Origin of the sequence: Amycolatopsis cynarae (genome assembly GCF_026802195.1) — a bacterium.
GTDB classification, from domain to species: domain Bacteria; phylum Actinomycetota; class Actinomycetes; order Mycobacteriales; family Pseudonocardiaceae; genus Amycolatopsis_E; species Amycolatopsis_E rhizosphaerae.
In genome coordinates this window covers 4712800-4729369 of record NZ_CP113836.1, presented here as the reverse complement: position 1 = coordinate 4729369, position 16570 = coordinate 4712800, and the positions used below count along the sequence as shown (strand labels likewise).

Below are 16570 nucleotides of genomic sequence, written 5' to 3'. Positions count from 1 at the left end.
CCGTTAGCCTCGCCGCTTCTCCTGTCCGGGTACATGGGAAACCTGCTGGTCACTGGTGATGTGGTATTCTCGCGGGCTCTTTTCAGTCAGGGCTGGGATCTGAGCGGTGGTAGACGCGATCAGCCAGTCGAGGAAGACACACGTGGCCGCGAAAGACCCTCCTCCCGAGAGGACTGCGAGCGCCCAATGGGTGCCGGCGATGAAGGTGAGTACGCCAGCGGCTATCGCGACGGCAAGAGAGGCAAACAGGATAAGCGCCATGCGGAGATCGATCCCCGCATGCGAACTTCGGGAGTTGCTCATGCTCGACAAGGTCCTTTCCAGCGCGGTTTCCCCAGAACGCTCAGACTTTGTGCTGATCAGGCAGTGCACCGGGTGCCTTCGTGGCGAGCCATGACTGGCAGAGGCTCACCTCGGCTCCGAGTGAGGAGTGATCTTAGCGGCATTCCTGCAAGGGCTTGCTTCTGGGGTGCCCTGCACTCTCTCCATTGGTAGTAGACACGAAACGAACCTGCTATGGTCTTCTTGCGTGAGTCCGGGAAGGGCTCGCCGCAGGCGCTGGTCTTCTGGGGGCAGCGAGGATCGAAACGTTTCGTGTCTGTGCCATTGGAGTAGGGCTGGGCACCTTGAAGGCGCTTTCTGCTCTCCGTCGCAGCGGAGGGCAGAAAGCTGGCCAACGAGACCTCTGCCTACTCGGGCATCGATGAGGGTGACCTCGACAAGGAGACAGTGTGGTGAGTTTGGATCTGCCTCGCTCCCCATCGGGAGCACCCCCGCTCGTGGTGCAGGTTTGGGGAGAGGCGGCGTTGTTCACACGGCCGGAGCTGAAGGTGGAACGGGTGTCGTATCCGGTGATGACTCCGTCCGCGGCGATCGGTTTACTGGAGTCGATCTACTGGAAGCCTGAATTCCGTTGGCGAGTTCTTGCCATCGAGGTGCTCAACGAGATCAAGCAGTTCACGCTTCGCCGTAACGAGACAACGGACCTTGCCTCGCTCGCGGATGCGGTGAGCGGGCGCCGTCGCATCGACACCGCAGCGAACCGAGTCCAGCGTAACGCGGTTTGCCTGCGGGACGTTGCCTACCGGATTCATGCGCACGTCGAACTGAAGAAGCATGCGAACAAGCCCGAAGCGGCTTACCGGGACCAGTTCCGTCGTCGGGTGAGCCGGGGGAGTTGCTTCTCCCAACCCTACCTCGGTACCCGTGAGTTCTCCGCGTTTTTCGGTGAACCTGACGACAAGGAAACCTTGCGTCGAACTGAGGACTTGGGGATTATGCTGCACTCGGTGGACCATTCGACCACGCCGCCGTCGTTCACCTGGTTCACAGCGCGGCTGGAAGCCGGCGTCCTGCATGTGCCCGTGCAGGGCATCCCGGGTGCGGGGGTCGCCTGATGCTGCTGCAGCGACTTGTCGAGTACGCCAGCCGCGACCCTGAAGCCAAACCTTTCCATCGCAGCCGTCAGTTCCAGTGGGAGCTACGTATCGACCAACAGGGAAAGCTTCTTAGTGCACAAGTGGAGTCCCTGCTAACAAACGACATCAAAGGCAAACCGCGTGGCGCCGATCATGTCGTCCCCGCGACAGTCCGGACTGTCGGCGTCGCGCCCAACCTGGCGGCTGACGACGTGCAGTACGTGTTGGGGTGGTCGGATGCGGACACCAGGCCGGAGCGGGTTGCGCAATGTCATCAGGCCTTCGTCGACCTCATTTACAGGTGGGCCGAAAGCCCGGAGGGACGTGATGACTCGGTGGCCCAAGCCGTAGCGGCCTTCTACCGTTCGGGAGGGTTGACTTCCCTGCCCAGAGATGACAGCTGCACTGCTAAGCAAGGCGTGCTCATCACTGTGGTCGATGACAGCGGGGGCCGTGTCCCCGCATACCGTGCCCCGTCTGTGGTGCCATTCTGGTCTGGCGAAGTCGCCCAGCGAAAGGGTGGCAACGGGCAGGGGTTGTGCCTTGTCTGCGGAAAGATCCGGCCGTTGCTGGAAACCGTGCCAGGTAAGGTGCCAGGTCGCCTGGTACCAGGTGCCAGCAACGATGCTGCTCTCGTCAGCATCAACGAACGAGTCTTTGGCTACGACCTGACAACCCAGCTCGGCTGTTCCCCGATCTGTATCTCCTGCGGAGAAGCCGTATCGGCTGGCCTGGGACATGTCTTGAGTTCCTCGTATTCCACGTCATATGGTGGCCAGGACAGCAGGTTAGCTTGGTGGACAACGGAAGACGTGCCCTCGAACCCGATGCTGCCCGTGTTCGATGCGGCCCCGGAGGACGTCAACGCCTTGCTGGCTTCTCCACGCCGAGGGCGTTTTGAGGACGACGAGCTGGACGAAGCTATGTTCTGCGCTCTCACAGTCGGAGGAAATGTCGCCCGGGTGATGGTGCGTGACTGGCTGGAAATGCCCCTCGGGGAGCTGAGGGCGCACATCGTAGCCTGGTTCGCCGACCATCAGATGACGCCGCTGTTCCGTCAAGAGAACGAATATCATTCTCTCCAGAGGTTCGTCCTTGTTACTGGTCGGTGGTTGCGTAGGGAGAAGCGGTACGCGCCGATCGGCGCGAAGGGTGCGGACCGCCCCGACAACGTGCAACGTGACCTGCTTCGAGCGGCGATGCGAGGCACTCCGCTGCCGCCATCATTGCTCGCGCACCTGGTGCACCGCGTGCAGACCGATGGGCGTCTCGACACTCCGCGGGCGTCTCTCATTCGGCTGGCATTGATGCGATCCCCCCTGATGAAGGAGAACGTGATGCCCGGGCTCGACCCGAACAACACCGACCCGGCCTATGTTTCGGGCCGGATCTTCGCTGCCTTGGAAGCGCTGCAGTACGACGCCAGTGGCGGAAAGTTGAACACCACTTACGCTGACCGCTACTTCGCTGGCGCCATCACCAACCCGCGCGCCGCTCTGGTCAACGGCCGCAAGGACGCCAAGGCATGGCTCCGCAAGCTCCGCGGAAACCGTCGGGGAGCGGCGGTCAACCACGAGAAGACGCTGGACAGCTTGTTCGAATTGCTGCCCGCCGAGGCCATCCCGGCTCGGGCGAGCTTGAAACAACAGTCCCTGTTCCTGCTCGGCTACCACCACCAACGCGCACATCGCTTCGCCGCGCTCGGCGAAGCCAAGCCCACCACTGAGGAGATCCCCGCATGACCGCGCCGCACCTGGACCCGGCCGTCCGCCACGACATGGTGTTCCTGTTCGACGTCACCGACGGCAACCCCAATGGGGACCCCGACGCGGGGAACCGCCCGCGCACCGATGACGAGTCAGGCCAGGGACTCGTCACCGATGTGGCGCTCAAGCGCAAGATTCGGGACACCATGGCGCTTGCGGCCGGCGATGACCCGCGATACGGGATCTTCGTCCAGGCCGGGTATGCTCTCAACCCCCGCCTTGAGGCCTCGTACGAGGCGACCGGTCTCAAACTGGGCAGCAAGATCACTGCGGAGCAGGCCGGACAGGCCCGCGCCTGGCTGTGCGACCACTACGCCGACATCCGCCTGTTCGGAGCGGTCCTTTCGGTAGGCAAGACAGGTGCGCTGGGTCAGGTGCGCGGTCCCCTGCAGGTAAGCATGGCCCGTAGCATCGATCCGGTGTTCCCCATGGACCACGCCATCACCCGTGTCACCCAGACCAAACAGGATGACATTGACAAGGGTGAGACCACGGAGATGGGTGGCAAGTGGACTGTCCCCTACGGCCTGTACAAGGTCGAGCTGTACTACTCGGCGAACCGAGGGCAGCAGACCGGTGTCGACACCAAGGACCTCGAACTGCTCTACCGCAGCCTTGAAATGATGTTCGATCACGACCGGTCCGCCACGCGCGGCCGTCTCACTCCGCGAGGACTGTTCGTGTTCAGTCACCCCAACGCTTTCGGTGCTGCGCCTGCTCACAAGCTGACCGAACGGGTCAGCGTCGAAAGGACTCAGCCGGGCAGCGAGCAGCCTCCGCGTTCCTTCAGTGACTACGTGGTCTCAGTCGAAGACGACGGGCTTCCCGCTGGAGTAACCCTCACCAAACTCATCAGCTGAGCGAACCAGTGGACCGAGACACCAGGGGGCTCGCCGAGCAACGCAGCATTCCCATCTCGGCTCTGGAACACCACGCCTACTGCCCACGCCAAGCAGCGCTCATCCACGTCGACGGTTACTTCGAAAGCAACGTCGACACTGTGCGAGGCGACCTGGCCCACGCCGCCGTCGATCGCGGCGGCGCGGGCCAGGACCGGCGCGGTCAGCGAGTCTGGCATTCCTTGCCGGTATGGAGTCAGATGCTGGGTCTGCACGGCGTGTGCGACACCGTGCAGTTCGACAGGGATGGCCCGAAGCCTGTAGAACACAAATCCGGCGGCTACCGGCCAGGCGGGCCCGCTGACCTGCAGGTTGCTGCCCAAGTGCTGTGCCTGCGCGAGATGTTCGGCGCACCCGTGCCGTATGGCATTGTGTTCTCCGGCCGTGACCGCAAGCGTCATGACGTCATGGTGGACGAGGACTTGGAAGCTCGTGTCCGGGAAACCGCGGAGCTGGTCCGTGCTCTGCTGGAGGGTGACCGACTACCGGAGCCGGTCAACGACAAGCGCTGCAGGCGTTGCTCGCTACAGCCTGGTTGCCTGCCGGAAGCCCCTCCTGCAGCGCTGACCAGTCTGTTCGTGCCGAAACCCGAGGCTGAGTGGAATGACTGAACTGCTGCGCACGCTCTACGTCACTACCCCTGGCACAAGCCTGCACCTGGACGGGGACGCACTGCGCATAGCCCACCCGGATCGGCCTGGACGGCACCTTCTGCCACTGGTCCGACTGGATCACATCGTGGCCTGGAACGGAGTCGCCGTCTCTGACGACCTTATGCACCGTTGCGCCTCCGACGGCCGGTCGGTCACCTGGGTTACTCGCAACGGCCGATTCCTCGCACGAACCAGCGGAGCCCAGACCGGTAACCCGCTCGCACGACTTGGGCAGTTTCGCGCCTTCGAAGATCCCGCGAAGCGCCTCGCGCTGGCCTCGTCGTTCGTGGCGGGCAAGCTGCACAACTACCGGCAACTTCTTTTGCGCGCCGCGCGCGACACTTCTGCCCCTCGGCAAGCGCGGCTTCGGGAAATGGCAGAGCGGCATGCCCAAGCACTTACTGAATTGGGCCAAGCGCGACACCTGAGTGAAGTTCTGGGGATCGAAGGCCGAGCGGCACGGGACTACTTCCAAGGCCTTGACGAACTGGCACCCGGAGTCGCGACCGGCCGAAGCCGGAGACCACCCACTGATCCAGTCAACTGTTTGCTGTCCTTCGGCTACGGCATGCTCCGAGTCGCCGTTCACGGCGCGTTGGAACAAGTAGGTCTGGATCCTTTTCTCGGCTATCTTCATGGGATCCGCTCCGGTAAACCGGCCCTGGCGCTGGATCTGATGGAGGAACTTCGCCCACTCCTGGTAGACCGATTGGTACTGACACTGGTCAACCGAAAGCAACTCACGCACCGGCACACCGAGGAACTCCCGGGTGGAGCCGTCCAGTTGACCGAAGAGGGCCGAAAGTTCTTCCTGGAACAATGGACCAAAGCGCGGGAACGAACCTGGCACCACGCCAGCCTTGACCGGGAAATCCATGCCGCCCTACTGCCACTGGTCCAGGCCCGCCTGCTTGCGCGGCACCTCCGCGGCGACAGCGATGCCTACCTGCCCTGGACGGTCAACTGATGGAACTGCTCATCACCTACGATGTCGACACCACAACTCCAGAAGGGCAGCGCAGGCTCCGAAGAGTCGCCAAAATCTGCGAGGGCATCGGACACCGAGTTCAGAAGTCCGTGTTCGAGGTCGTCTGCGAGCCGCCCGAACGTCTGCGGCTTGAGGCCCGGCTCCGCGAGGTGATCGACTCCGACACGGACTCGGTGCGGATCTACCAACTCGACTACGGAACCTTCCACAAGGCCGAGCACCTGGGCGCTGCCGTCGATGCCGCTCACCGCGAAGCCTGGATCTTCTGACCGGTTCGGAACCCCAGGCGTTGCCCGAAACGCCGAGAGGTTCCTAACCGCGGCGCGGCGTGTCATCTCGAATACTGAGATTTCTGACTCTCGTTCCGTTGATTGGGAGGAGAACCCCCTGTTCAGGCAGGGCAGCGCTGGCTCTCCGGAGCCAGCGAGGATCGCAACCCCGGCGCGGTGCACGTCCGCATCGCCACCAGGGGCAGCGCTGGCTCTCCGGAGCCAGCGAGGATCGCAACTTTCGGCTACCTGCACCACGACGGCGCCGCGCCGGAGGCAGCGCTGGCTCTCCGGAGCCAGCGAGGATCGCAACCGCGGTTTGAAGCCGCTGGAGTGCGTGGATGCCCTAGCAGCGCTGGCTCTCCGGAGCCAGCGAGGATCGCAACGGTTCCACGGTCGCGTCGACGTCGGTGTCGGGCACGCAGCGCTGGCTCTCCGGAGCCAGCGAGGATCGCAACGACGTGGAGCGGTTGCTGCGCCTGCGGGGCACGGGGCAGCGCTGGCTCTCCGGAGCCAGCGAGGATCGCAACATCCACGAGCCGAGGGTCTGGGTGTTCCCAGCCCAGGCAGCGCTGGCTCTCCGGAGCCAGCGAGGATCGCAACATGACCCCCAGCTCGTAGGAAGCGATATGACCTGGTGCAGCGCTGGCTCTCCGGAGCCAGCGAGGATCGCAACGTCACCGCGCCCGGGGCCGCTGTGGACCCCCCGCCGGCAGCGCTGGCTCTCCGGAGCCAGCGAGGATCGCAACTCCTCGACGCGGTACATCGCGCTGGCCTGCAGCGGGGCAGCGCTGGCTCTCCGGAGCCAGCGAGGATCGCAACACCGTGCTGGACCGCAACTACATCCAGGAGAAGACTGCAGCGCTGGCTCTCCGGAGCCAGCGAGGATCGCAACTCCAGCGTCTCCAGGCTGGTGATCGGCGCTGGCGCCCAGGCAGCGCTGGCTCTCCGGAGCCAGCGAGGATCGCAACGTCTGCCAGCTGCTCGCGGAGCGCGGCGACCTCAGCGCAGCGCTGGCTCTCCGGAGCCAGCGAGGATCGCAACGACATCCTCGCCCTCGGCCGCGATGATCTCCGCCCCGCAGCGCTGGCTCTCCGGAGCCAGCGAGGATCGCAACCTGTCCCGCAACGGGGTCACTGCCTGGCGTGCGAAGGCAGCGCTGGCTCTCCGGAGCCAGCGAGGATCGCAACCGCGGCTCTCGGCGAGCGCTATCGCGATCGCCTTGACGGCAGCGCTGGCTCTCCGGAGCCAGCGAGGATCGCAACCCGCTCCGCGAAGCCTCCCCACACCCCGAAGTGCTCGGCAGCGCTGGCTCTCCGGAGCCAGCGAGGATCGCAACGCCTACAAGGTCGGCGGGACTGTACTGGTCAGCAAGCAGCGCTGGCTCTCCGGAGCCAGCGAGGATCGCAACCACTCGAGGTCGGCGGAAGACCACGCCACGCTCGCGCGGCAGCGCTGGCTCTCCGGAGCCAGCGAGGATCGCAACGTTGAGCCGGGCGGTTCGATCGGCGAGAAGCTCGCCGAGCAGCGCTGGCTCTCCGGAGCCAGCGAGGATCGCAACCACATCGCCGACCTCAAGGGCTTGGGCGACTGGCGGCAGCGCTGGCTCTCCGGAGCCAGCGAGGATCGCAACACCACCCGCCACCGCACCAAGCCTGAGGCCGAGGCGCAGCGCTGGCTCTCCGGAGCCAGCGAGGATCGCAACGTCGATCTGCCGTACGCGCCGACTCCTGACCAGGTGGGCAGCGCTGGCTCTCCGGAGTCAGCGAGGATCGCAACAAGGGGCACGCCGAGCCGGGGGCGCTGCGCGGTGTCGGTGCAGCGCTGGCTCTCCGGAGCCAGCGAGGATCACAACCGAAGGTTGGACCTCGCCTTGCTCGCTCAGACCCGTCGTGCGAGCTGGGCCAGGCGGCGTTGTTGCCGCACCGACCCGACGGCAGCGGCGAGCGATCGAGCGCGCTCGGCGTGAATCGCCGCCGCCGCGGGTTCGTCTTGCGCGTGCAGCGCTGTCGCGAGGTCGATACGCAGGCCGGTTTCAGCGCGTGTGAAGGTGGGGTCGAGCTCCCGGAGCGCCGAGGTCAACACGTCCGTGGCTTGGGGATTCCCGGATCGGGCGAGTGCGTGGCCTCGCCAGCGTGTGAGGTGGGTGGGGTCGAGCGCGACGAAGGGGCCGTCTCCGGGCGGCTCGGAGGGTAGGAGGTTCGCCGCTTGGTCGAAGGTGTGCAGAGCGGTCGAGCCTTGCTGGTTGGCGGCCAGGCCTTCACCGTGGGCGGCGGCGAGCCAGGCTCGTAGGGCTCGGCTGGCTGTTGCCTCTGCTTGTCGCCTTGCTTGTTCGAGCAGGTTGACGGCGGCGGCGTTGTCGTCGAGATCGAGCAGGACGAAGGCCTGTTCGGCTGTCGCATGCGCTTCATAGGCGGGAAGGCCGGATTCGCGCCCGGCTGACTTGGCTTGTTCGTAGTGTTGCCACGCTTCGGATGGTCGGCCCATGTCGAGGGCTTGCCAGCCGGCGAGTGTGCTGATTTCCGAGAGGAGAGCGGCCAGGGGAGCGCGAGTGCCGGGCGCCAGGCTGTGTGTGAAGAGCTGCGCGATCTGCCGACACTTCGCGACGACCTCGTTGTGGGTGACCGCGCCGAACTGGCGGTCCAGGCGGCGCAGCGCGTTGAGCTGGTCGTGCAACACTGCCAACACGGAGTCGTCGATGCGACGGACGAGGTTCAGCATCTGACGCAGCTCGTTCTCGGCCTCCTCGTCGGTGTCGTGTAGCGGTGCCAGTAGTCGGTCGATCTCGGTCTCGAAGATCCGTTCGAGGAGTCGCACTGTCGCGGGGCGGGGCCGTGTGGCGGAGGTGCCGTCAGGTTTCCGGCCAGCAACGAGGCGTTTCAGATTGCGCTCGCTGAGCGTTCCGCGTTCCCCGGTTTCCCGGGCGAATCGTTCGGCGTATTCGACGAACTCGGCGAGGGTTTCGCCTCGATCCCAGATTTTCTGTTCGAGCACGGTGCGTGCCGGTCGTCCGTGCTGGCGTTGCGACACGTTCAGCTCCTCCTCGCCGCGTCCTGCCGTGATATGGCCCGGTATTGGCCCCCGCTTGTCCTTCCCAACCAATGAGCTGATGAACAAGCTGATATCAAGTGTTGCACAGTCATTATGGCTGATCACAACGCCTGTCCAGTGGCGATTCCGTTGAGCCCGTCTATTCGCTGCTGGACCAGTTGGAAGGCGGGTGAGTGAAGGGAGGTGTGGCGGTATGACGCGATTGCTGCTGGCGCGGCCGGTGTCGGCCGACCGGGGGCTGCGAGCCCGTGTAGCGCACATCGTGCCGGTGCCGGAGGAGGTGCCTGGCTCGATGAGGTTGACGGCTTGTTGCGGCGCGGAGTTCGGCCCGGGGGAGTTGGAACTGCTGGACCGGGTGACCGGAATGCCGTGCGAGGGTTGCTTGAGCAGGGCACCCCGCCGTGTCGGGGCGTTGAGTCAGGCGCCGGACCCGGTCGCTGAGCGGCTCACGGTGATCGAATCGGCGGTTCGGGCGATCGGTGCGCGGGTGGAGGAACTGGCGGAGTTGCTCGCCGCGCTTGCCAGCGGTTCGGGGGAAAGGCGGTGAAAGCGGTGTCCACGGAGGCTTCGCAGGTCACGTCGTTCGATCCTGCGGCTTGCCCGCCGGGCTACCTCTACAAGCACTTGGCGGACTATCTCGCGCGACTGATCGGCCTCGGTGTCCTGGCGCCGAACACGCCGTTGCCCTCGGAGCGGCGGTTGGCCGAGCAGTTCGGGGTGTCTTTGGGGACGGCTCGGCACGCGACGCGGCTGCTCCGCAGTTGCGGTCTCCTGGTCACGATTCGTTCGAAGGGGACCTATGTGAGGCCGCTGCGTGAATCCGAGGCCTGCCCGTCGAGCGCGAACCCGGCAGAACTTGGGACAGCTGACGAAAAGGTTCCTCAGAGAGCCCTGTGAGGGCATGTTTTCGGACAGGTGGGACGGGTGCGCAGCCTCCCGTCCCACCTGTCCCAGGCGTTGTTTCTGCTGGTCAGGCGGTAGAACGACCCGTCACGCCAAGTGGGACGGCGTGACGGGTCGCTGGGACGGGTTGTGACGGGTCAGGACGAGCCGCGGTTGGCTCTCCACCCCTCGGCGGCGGCATGGATGTCGGCCGTGAGGTAGCCCCGGATCTGCCGGACTTCGCCTTCGTCACCGGCCACGCGGCGTCGGTCGGGGCGGCAGCCGAGGTCGCCCATCTGCTTCCCGAAGGCGGTAGGTTCGACGCCCAGCGCCTCGACCAGTTCGGCCGTCGGAATGAACTCGCGCACGTCGAGATCGTCCCCGAGGTAGTGGACCACCGACGCGAGCGGTTCCGGCAACTCGACCGAAGGTTCGGCGGCCGGTTGTCCGGCGCCGATGACGCGAGCCACGGCGGCCTGGTCGAGCATCGGGGTGACGGCATCCCCAGCAGCGTGCCCGGTGAGGGTTCCGGCGGCTTCCCGCAGAGCCCGGCCCCGTTGGCAGAGGGTGTTCCAGTCGTCGTTGGGCATGTAGTAGGTCCGCACGGTCACCGCGAGCGCCTCAGTGTCGCCGTCCGGGCGGAGGATGCCGACGCCCTTGTGCGTGGGGAGCAGTCGGCTGCTGTCGTAGCCTCGGGTGTTCATCTGCTCGCCGAGCACGATGTTGCTGTCGCGCCAGTCCATCACCCGCAGCGCGAACCGCGACCCGAGCACGGCGCGCAGCCCGGAGGGGATGGTCTTCGAGTCGGGGCGCTGGGTCGCGAGGATCAGCACGATCCCGGCGGCCGGTCCCTTCTTTGCCAGCCACGTGAGCAACTCGCCGATGTACTCGCCCGCGGTGAGCTTTTTCCCTTGCACCTCAACGGGAGTTCGGTCCTCCAACGGCACCTGGACCTCGTCGATGATGATCGCGGTGATCGGCATGTTCAGGCTGGTGTCGCGTGAGATGGCTGGGGTGATCTTCGATTCCGGGCACGTCTCGTCGTCGAGGTCGCGCATCCGCCGGTAGCGGCCCTGGACCTCGCCGACGAGCTCGACCAGCCAGTCCATGAGCGCGAGGACGTGTTCCGGCTCGTCGCCGGACATGAACCGGTGCGCGACCCGGGCGGCGGCGTCCCAGTCCTTCCCGGCCTTGAAGTCGGCGACGTAGAGCCGCGTCCAGGCGTCGAGGATGAGGCCGGCGGTGGCGAGCCGGGCGGCGAACGTCTTGCCCTGACGGGGAATCGCTCCAATCAACAGCGACGTCCACACCAGCGGCAGGTCGATGCGTCGGTTTCGGGCGTCGCGCCCGAACGGCACGGGCCGCCACGCGTCCCACCGTTCGACGTCGAGCAGCGGGGTGCGCAGGGGAGGGGCGGCGTAGGGGTCTTCGTCGGCAACCCACAGCGCCACCCGCCCCGCGTGCCCGCTGTTGCCGCGCACCCGTTCGACGATCAGTTGCACCTCGTCCACGGCCAGCGCCGACGCGAGCGCTTCCCGGTTCTTGATCACGTCCGCCGCCTTGCGGGTGGCGGGGAGATCGACCGTGACCGCCCAGCCGTCACCGACCCGCAGGGCACGCTCGACGAGCCGCAGGGTTTCGTCCTTGCCGATCAGCTTCGCGTCCCGGAAGGCGTCCACCAGGACCTGCGGGTCCATGGTCCACGCCAGGGTGCGAGGTCCCGCCAGCGCCGGTTTACGCCCGGGGCTGCCGTCCTTACGCCTGCCCAGGATCGCCAGCGCTGCCGAGATGACCGCCGCAGCGATCCACAGGGGACGACTGCCCCACAGGACAACGAGGACTGTGCCGACGACGACCGCGGAAGCAGCCACAGCGCCGGTCACACGCCAGCGGAACAGGGTCAGTTCACGGATTTGGATGAACTTGTCCGCCAGCTTTTCCTGGTGCTCGGCGGCGTCGCGGTAGTCGTGAACGGTCACCCAGCGACGCCACCAGCGGAACGCGGCGAGGAATCCGCGCACCACGGCACGGAGGTAGCGCCAGGGGAGCCGCAGCACTGCGGCGATCATGTCCTTCGCCACCTGCCGGGCGTAGGCCCCGTCCTTCAGAGCACGCGGCACGCGAGGTGAGCGCGTCCACCAGCGGGCGAGTCGCTGACGGCGGGTGCGGCGGCGAGGCTGCGGAAGGGTGTCGTCGACCAGTTCGGCGTCGTACACGGGCGCGGCCTTCTCCACCGCCTGTTCATCGACGTTCATGAGCGTTCCTCCTGCACTTCGGCGGAGAGAGCGGCGGCGAGCTTCGAGGACAGACCGCGCGAGCAGGACGTGACCTTCCTGATCCAGGCTGGGTTGATGGTGACGCCGGGCGTCCACGCGGCTCGCGCGTCAGCGAGGTAGTCCGCGAACAGGGTTCGCGGTTTCGGTGGTTCATGAACGCGGCCGGCGACCGTGGCGGCCTGGGTGAGCTTGTCGCGAAGGTCGGTGACCGCCTCGGCGGCGGCGAACACCAGCAGCGGCGGCACGGAGTGCAGCACCACCCCGGCCAGTGAACCGGTCGCGTAGGAGGACCAGGTGTTCATGACGTACGTCGCGGTGAGCGCGAGCCACTTCGCGCACCGCACCCACGGTCCTGTTCGGACCTGCCAGCGGGCCGTGACCTGCTCCGCGCGCAGGATCGCCAGCAGTACCAGCGAAACCGTGGGGTCGAGCAGCCATGCCGTCAGCCAGGGCAGTGACCAGGCTGCGGCGTCCCCGGCGGCGAAGTGCTGAACGTTGGCCATGGTGAACGCGAGCCCGAGCCCTATCCCGGTCCAGCACAACCGGTCCACTTCGGCGCGCACCCGCTCGACCCGCAGCGCGATCACGTCCGGGTCGGTCTGGTAGGAGCGCACCTCGGCCGCCTCGGCGGCCTCTCGTGCGAGCCGCCGGACGGGTGGCTGCCCGGCGGCAGCCACCCCTTCCCGTCGCCGGATCATCGACGGTCACCCCGCCTCCGCGTGGTGCCCAACTCGGTCACCGTCAACGCCCGGATGAGGACGTAGGCGGCGATCATGTCGGGTAGGGCGAGAGTGACGAGCCGCAAGGTGAGGTCCGAGGTGTGCGTGACGATGAGCCACTGCGCTCCGACCATGCCCGCCGTCGTGAGCAGCACCCGCCCGGCGAGCGAGACCACCCGCACACTCGACCGCGCCGCATCGGCGGCGCGTCGCGCCCGGCGAGCCCCGGAGCGCCACATCCACACCAGCACGAGAAGTCCACCGGCCCCGACCAGGATCTCCGTCGGCGTCAGGTTGATCGCCATCACTGCTCGCCTCCTTTCGCGCGTCGCCACTGCCAGATCCGGTGCACGGACTGCCGGTCGGTCTCGGCCAGAGCGCCCCACACGCCGAGCGTGTCGGCTCCACCGGTTCGAAGTTCGAGTTCCAAGCACTGGTCGATGACGGGACAGCCCGCGCAGGTCCAGGCGGCCAGCGCGCGGTCCGGTAGGGCGGGCATGTCCTCGCGGTCGAACGCCCAGAAGCACAGCCCGTCCCTGCTGACCAGCTCGGCCAGCACGTCGTCCGGCACGGGGGCGAGGCGGTCCAGCCGCTTGGCGATCTCGGCGTAGTCGTCGGGGTTCACGCCGCACCTCCGGACAGTCGGGCGATGTCCCGAGCGGTGCGGTGCTCGGCGGCGATGCGCGCGACGTCCACGCAGCCACTCGACTCGGCGGCCTCGCTGATCAGCTTCTCCAGGGCGGCCGCCGGGACGACGTAGCGGGTGCGGACCCGGACCGCGGGGAACGCGTCATCGCGGATCGCGCGGTAGAGGGTGGCGGCGTCCACGCGCAGAATGCGCGCGGCCTCTTTGACCGTGTAGAACGTCGGCTTCCCGGCATTGGGCACAGGGGTACTCATGGTGGATTTCCTTAAAGTTGGGGAATTTCCAATATCAGCTCATTTGTGAGCTGATTTCAGCTTGAAATGGGCATGTGAAAGGTTCGAACCTGCGACGCTGCGTGCTACTCGCGCCGCGGAAAGCGATCAGGCGCTAACCTCGACTCCACGGCGGAGCACGGAGGAATAGGTGACAGAGAATTGGGTGGCGGTCTCGAAGGCCATCAACGAGCGCGTCGCCGAGCTCGGCTGGAAGCAGCGGGAACTCGCCGAACGCTCCGGCGTCTCGCAGGCGATCGTGCGGGAGATCCAGCACCACACCGTCGAACGCCGACGAAGCGCCCGCACTCTGGAAGCGCTGTCCCTCGCGTTGGGCTGGCACCCCGGTCACCTCGCCGCCGTGCTGCGCGGACGTAAGCCGCTCGCACCAGGGGAAACCGGTGACGAGGTGATCGACGAGATCACCGCGCGACTGAGCGGGATCGAGGACCGGCTCGGCGACATCACCGACCGCCTCGACGTGATCACCGCGAACCTGGCGACCCTGTTGCGCGCCTCCGGTCACCGCGAGATCCGGTAGGCGCCGCCATGCGCCTATCCCGGTCGCCGCCGGTACTTGGTTTCTGTTCATGCCTCAAGGAAACGGCAGCGAACGCCCTTTCCGCAGGTGGCTCCGGTTAACGTCAATTCCATTAACTGCCATTAACCTCGCAGGTCAGCGCTGTTATCTGGGGAGGGTGCGCTGATGGTTGTGACACAGCTCCAAGCCGCTCGAAAGCAGCTCGGCTACAAGGCCGGGGAAGTGATCCGGCTGCTTCGGCAGCGCGCGCACTCGCTCGATATCCCGGTCATGACCGAGACCAGCCTGAAGACGAAACTCTCCGTGTGGGAGAACGGGCACGAACAGGTCTCCGAACCCTACCGGCGGCTGTTCCGGGAGATCTACGGCCGCACCAACGAGGAACTCGGCTTTCCCGCCGAGGAAGATGACCAGAGCAACGAGCTTCGCGCCCGGCTGAGGCTGGCGCGCACGATCGACACCACGACTGTCGAGGTGTTCCGGCAACAAGTCGACAACGCCCGGCACGTGGACCGGCGGTTCGGCGCGATCAGCCTGTTCGAGCAACTGCACAGCAACATCAAGCAGATCGAAGACCTGCTCCGCTACAGCATGATCGCCGGGCATCGCGGGCCACTGGCCGGCGTTCTGACCGAGGTGTCCACGCTTGCGGGCTGGAACGCTCTCGACCGCAACGCGTACAGCCAGGCCTGGGACCACTACGAACGTGCCAAAGCCGCAGCTCGCGAGGCAGGCTCAGCCCCGTTGCTCGCGCACGCCACCGCGGAACAGGCGTTCGTCCTCGTCGACCTCGGTGAGGTCGAACAGGCCGCCCGGCAACTCGCGCACGCCCGCGCCATCGCCGAGGGTGTGGCTTCACCCCTGCTCCGGTCCTGGCTCGCCGCCGCCCACGGCGAAGGCCTCGCCGCAACCGGACAACGCGACGAGGCCCTGCGCGCCTTCGACGCCGCGAACGCGCTACTCCCCGAGAACCCCCAGGACCCGGCCCTGCCGTTCATCTTCCTCGGCGGCTCGAACCTCGACCGCTGGCGCGGCAACGCCCTCGCCAAACTCGGTGAACCCGCCGCGATCGACCATCTCACCGACGTGCTCGCCCGCGTGCCCGGCGAGTTCACCCGCGCCAGAGTCGGCACTCTCGTCGATCTCGCCTTCGCCCACGCGGCCGCGGGAGACCGCGACGCGGCCCGGCACTACGCCCAACAGGCCCGGCGGGTCGCGTCCCAGATCAAGTCCGACCGCCAACTCCGACGGCTTAGCACCTTGATCCTGCCAGGCAACACCTCAGGCGTTGCGTGAAGCCAGGTAGTACAGCAGCGCGACCAGCGTGCCCGACCCGAGCAACTCCTGCCGCTGCGCCAGCTCGGTCACCCGCGACAGCGGCACCCACTCGACCCGGCCGACCTCCTCAGTGTCGGTCGGGTCGCCGATGTGCTTCGCCTCTCGCCACAGGTAGATGTCCATCGGCGCCGTCACCTGCCCCGGCAACGGCTCGAAGCTCACCAGATGCTCCGGCGCCCCCACCGGCTCCCAACCACTCTCCTCAGCCGCCTCGCGCGCGGCCGTGATCGCGGCTTCTTCGCCGTCGTCCACCATGCCGCCGAGCAGTTCATACCCCCACTGCTCGGTCGCGAACCGGTACCGCCACAGCATCAACGCCTCGTCCCGGTCGTTCACGATCAGCGCGATCGCGATCCGCGCCAGGTGCACCACGTGGTACTCCCAACGCTCCCCGTTCGGCGCCTGGACGTCCGTCAGCCCGACCTTGACCCACCTGTTGTCGTAGACCAGCCGTTCACCGAACGTCTGCCACGACCCATGCTCGTCAGCCACGCCGAGCAGCGTACGGCTGGTTCGGCACGGCCGTCAGGTTCGATCTTGCGATCGATCTCACTGGCGTCATCGAAGTGGTGACAGGGGTTGCTCTTCCCGCTGTGCTCGGGTCGGATGGTGGAGCAGCGCTGGCTCTGGAGAGCCAGCGCTGCCAGCGCCGCGAACAGGCCCGCGTGTCCATCGACGTTGCGATCCTCGCTGGCTCCGGAGAGCCAGCGCTGCAGCCGAGATCGCCCGCATCCGGATCGGCCAAGGCATGTTGCGATCCTCGCTGGCTCCGGAGAGCCAGCGCTGCTTTCACCCGGAGTCCAAGGCGCTGCTGTCCACCCTGGTGTTGCGATCCTCGCTGGCTCCGGAGAG

The 16570-nt window shown here is 66.5% G+C and carries 18 protein-coding genes and 2 CRISPR repeat arrays (1 of these 20 cut by a window edge); of the genes, 10 read left to right on the top strand and 8 right to left on the bottom strand.

What is annotated here, in order from left to right:
• Window positions 1–3 precede the first annotated feature (3 nt).
• Complete coding sequence (locus ORV05_RS22550) at window positions 4–303, bottom strand: hypothetical protein (protein ID WP_268754015.1); 300 nt, start codon at window positions 301–303, stop codon at window positions 4–6.
• Between the two features lie 431 nt (window positions 304–734).
• On the opposite strand from ORV05_RS22550, the gene cas5c reads away from it, so the two are divergent.
• Genes cas5c through cas2 form a run of 6 tightly spaced genes read left to right on the top strand, consistent with a single transcriptional unit; the run spans window position 735 to window position 5993 of the window.
• Window positions 735–1397: a type I-C CRISPR-associated protein Cas5c gene (cas5c, locus tag ORV05_RS22545; protein WP_268754014.1), complete on the top strand. Its 663-nt coding sequence runs from the start codon at window positions 735–737 to the stop codon at window positions 1395–1397.
• A complete protein-coding gene (gene cas8c / locus ORV05_RS22540; protein ID WP_268754013.1) occupies window positions 1397–3160 on the top strand; it encodes a type I-C CRISPR-associated protein Cas8c/Csd1 in 1764 nt (587 codons plus the stop codon). The genes cas5c and cas8c overlap by 1 nt, the downstream gene beginning before the upstream one ends.
• Window positions 3157–4044: a type I-C CRISPR-associated protein Cas7/Csd2 gene (gene cas7c, locus ORV05_RS22535; RefSeq protein WP_268754012.1), complete on the top strand. Its 888-nt coding sequence runs from the start codon at window positions 3157–3159 to the stop codon at window positions 4042–4044. The genes cas8c and cas7c overlap by 4 nt, the downstream gene beginning before the upstream one ends.
• An 8-nt stretch (window positions 4045–4052) precedes the next feature.
• On the top strand, window positions 4053–4694 hold the full coding sequence (gene cas4, locus ORV05_RS22530; RefSeq protein ID WP_268754011.1) for a CRISPR-associated protein Cas4: 642 nt from the start codon (window positions 4053–4055) through the stop codon (window positions 4692–4694).
• On the top strand, window positions 4687–5703 hold the full coding sequence (gene cas1c, locus ORV05_RS22525; protein ID WP_268754010.1) for a type I-C CRISPR-associated endonuclease Cas1c: 1017 nt from the start codon (window positions 4687–4689) through the stop codon (window positions 5701–5703). Before cas4 ends, cas1c begins: the two co-directional genes overlap by 8 nt.
• The gene (cas2, locus tag ORV05_RS22520; protein WP_268754009.1) at window positions 5703–5993 is read left to right on the top strand and encodes a CRISPR-associated endonuclease Cas2; all 291 of its coding nucleotides are present in this window, start codon (window positions 5703–5705) and stop codon (window positions 5991–5993) included. The genes cas1c and cas2 overlap by 1 nt, the downstream gene beginning before the upstream one ends.
• Before the next feature lie 131 nt (window positions 5994–6124).
• Window positions 6125–7848: a CRISPR direct-repeat array (repeat unit 37 nt; unit sequence GCAGCGCTGGCTCTCCGGAGCCAGCGAGGATCGCAAC).
• A gap of 26 nt (window positions 7849–7874) precedes the next feature.
• Here the strand turns inward: cas2 and ORV05_RS22515 are convergent.
• Entirely contained in the window at window positions 7875–9023 is a 1149-nt protein-coding gene (locus tag ORV05_RS22515; RefSeq protein WP_268754008.1) for a tetratricopeptide repeat protein, read from the bottom strand.
• A 214-nt stretch (window positions 9024–9237) separates the two neighbouring features.
• Here ORV05_RS22515 and ORV05_RS36375 point away from each other — a divergent pair, with 214 nt between their 5' ends.
• Together ORV05_RS36375 and ORV05_RS22505 are read left to right on the top strand one after the other, a co-directional pair.
• The gene (locus ORV05_RS36375) at window positions 9238–9591 is read left to right on the top strand and encodes a hypothetical protein (RefSeq protein WP_326938077.1); all 354 of its coding nucleotides are present in this window, start codon (window positions 9238–9240) and stop codon (window positions 9589–9591) included.
• A complete protein-coding gene (locus ORV05_RS22505; RefSeq protein WP_268754007.1) occupies window positions 9588–9941 on the top strand; it encodes a winged helix-turn-helix domain-containing protein in 354 nt (117 codons plus the stop codon). The genes ORV05_RS36375 and ORV05_RS22505 overlap by 4 nt, the downstream gene beginning before the upstream one ends.
• A gap of 143 nt (window positions 9942–10084) precedes the next feature.
• Here ORV05_RS22505 and ORV05_RS22500 read toward each other — a convergent pair whose 3' ends face one another.
• The 5 genes from ORV05_RS22500 to ORV05_RS22480 are packed head-to-tail and all read right to left on the bottom strand — an operon-like array spanning window position 10085 to window position 13821.
• Window positions 10085–12181, bottom strand: coding sequence for an FtsK/SpoIIIE domain-containing protein (locus tag ORV05_RS22500; RefSeq protein ID WP_268754006.1), 2097 nt, complete (start codon window positions 12179–12181; stop codon window positions 10085–10087).
• Window positions 12178–12900 carry a hypothetical protein gene (locus ORV05_RS22495; RefSeq protein ID WP_268754005.1) on the bottom strand — a complete coding sequence of 241 codons (723 nt, stop codon included), beginning with the start codon at window positions 12898–12900 and terminating at the stop codon, window positions 12178–12180. Before ORV05_RS22495 ends, ORV05_RS22500 begins: the two co-directional genes overlap by 4 nt.
• On the bottom strand, window positions 12897–13226 hold the full coding sequence (locus ORV05_RS22490; protein ID WP_268754004.1) for a hypothetical protein: 330 nt from the start codon (window positions 13224–13226) through the stop codon (window positions 12897–12899). The genes ORV05_RS22495 and ORV05_RS22490 overlap by 4 nt, the downstream gene beginning before the upstream one ends.
• Window positions 13226–13546 carry a WhiB family transcriptional regulator gene (locus tag ORV05_RS22485; protein WP_268754003.1) on the bottom strand — a complete coding sequence of 107 codons (321 nt, stop codon included), beginning with the start codon at window positions 13544–13546 and terminating at the stop codon, window positions 13226–13228. The genes ORV05_RS22490 and ORV05_RS22485 overlap by 1 nt, the downstream gene beginning before the upstream one ends.
• The gene (locus ORV05_RS22480) at window positions 13543–13821 is read right to left on the bottom strand and encodes a helix-turn-helix domain-containing protein (protein WP_268754002.1); all 279 of its coding nucleotides are present in this window, start codon (window positions 13819–13821) and stop codon (window positions 13543–13545) included. Before ORV05_RS22480 ends, ORV05_RS22485 begins: the two co-directional genes overlap by 4 nt.
• Before the next feature lie 169 nt (window positions 13822–13990).
• Here ORV05_RS22480 and ORV05_RS22475 point away from each other — a divergent pair, with 169 nt between their 5' ends.
• Both ORV05_RS22475 and ORV05_RS22470 read left to right on the top strand, forming a co-directional pair.
• Window positions 13991–14380, top strand: coding sequence for a helix-turn-helix domain-containing protein (locus ORV05_RS22475; RefSeq protein ID WP_268754001.1), 390 nt, complete (start codon window positions 13991–13993; stop codon window positions 14378–14380).
• A 165-nt stretch (window positions 14381–14545) separates the two neighbouring features.
• Window positions 14546–15676, top strand: a complete 1131-nt coding sequence (locus ORV05_RS22470; RefSeq protein WP_268754000.1) for a tetratricopeptide repeat protein — start codon at window positions 14546–14548, stop codon at window positions 15674–15676.
• Here ORV05_RS22470 and ORV05_RS22465 read toward each other — a convergent pair.
• Entirely contained in the window at window positions 15662–16210 is a 549-nt protein-coding gene (locus ORV05_RS22465; protein WP_268753999.1) for an NUDIX domain-containing protein, read from the bottom strand. The two genes, ORV05_RS22470 and ORV05_RS22465, sit on opposite strands and share 15 nt — an antisense overlap.
• A 185-nt stretch (window positions 16211–16395) precedes the next feature.
• Window positions 16396–16570: direct repeats of the CRISPR family, unit length 37 nt; unit sequence GTTGCGATCCTCGCTGGCTCCGGAGAGCCAGCGCTGC (it continues 947 nt past the right edge of the window).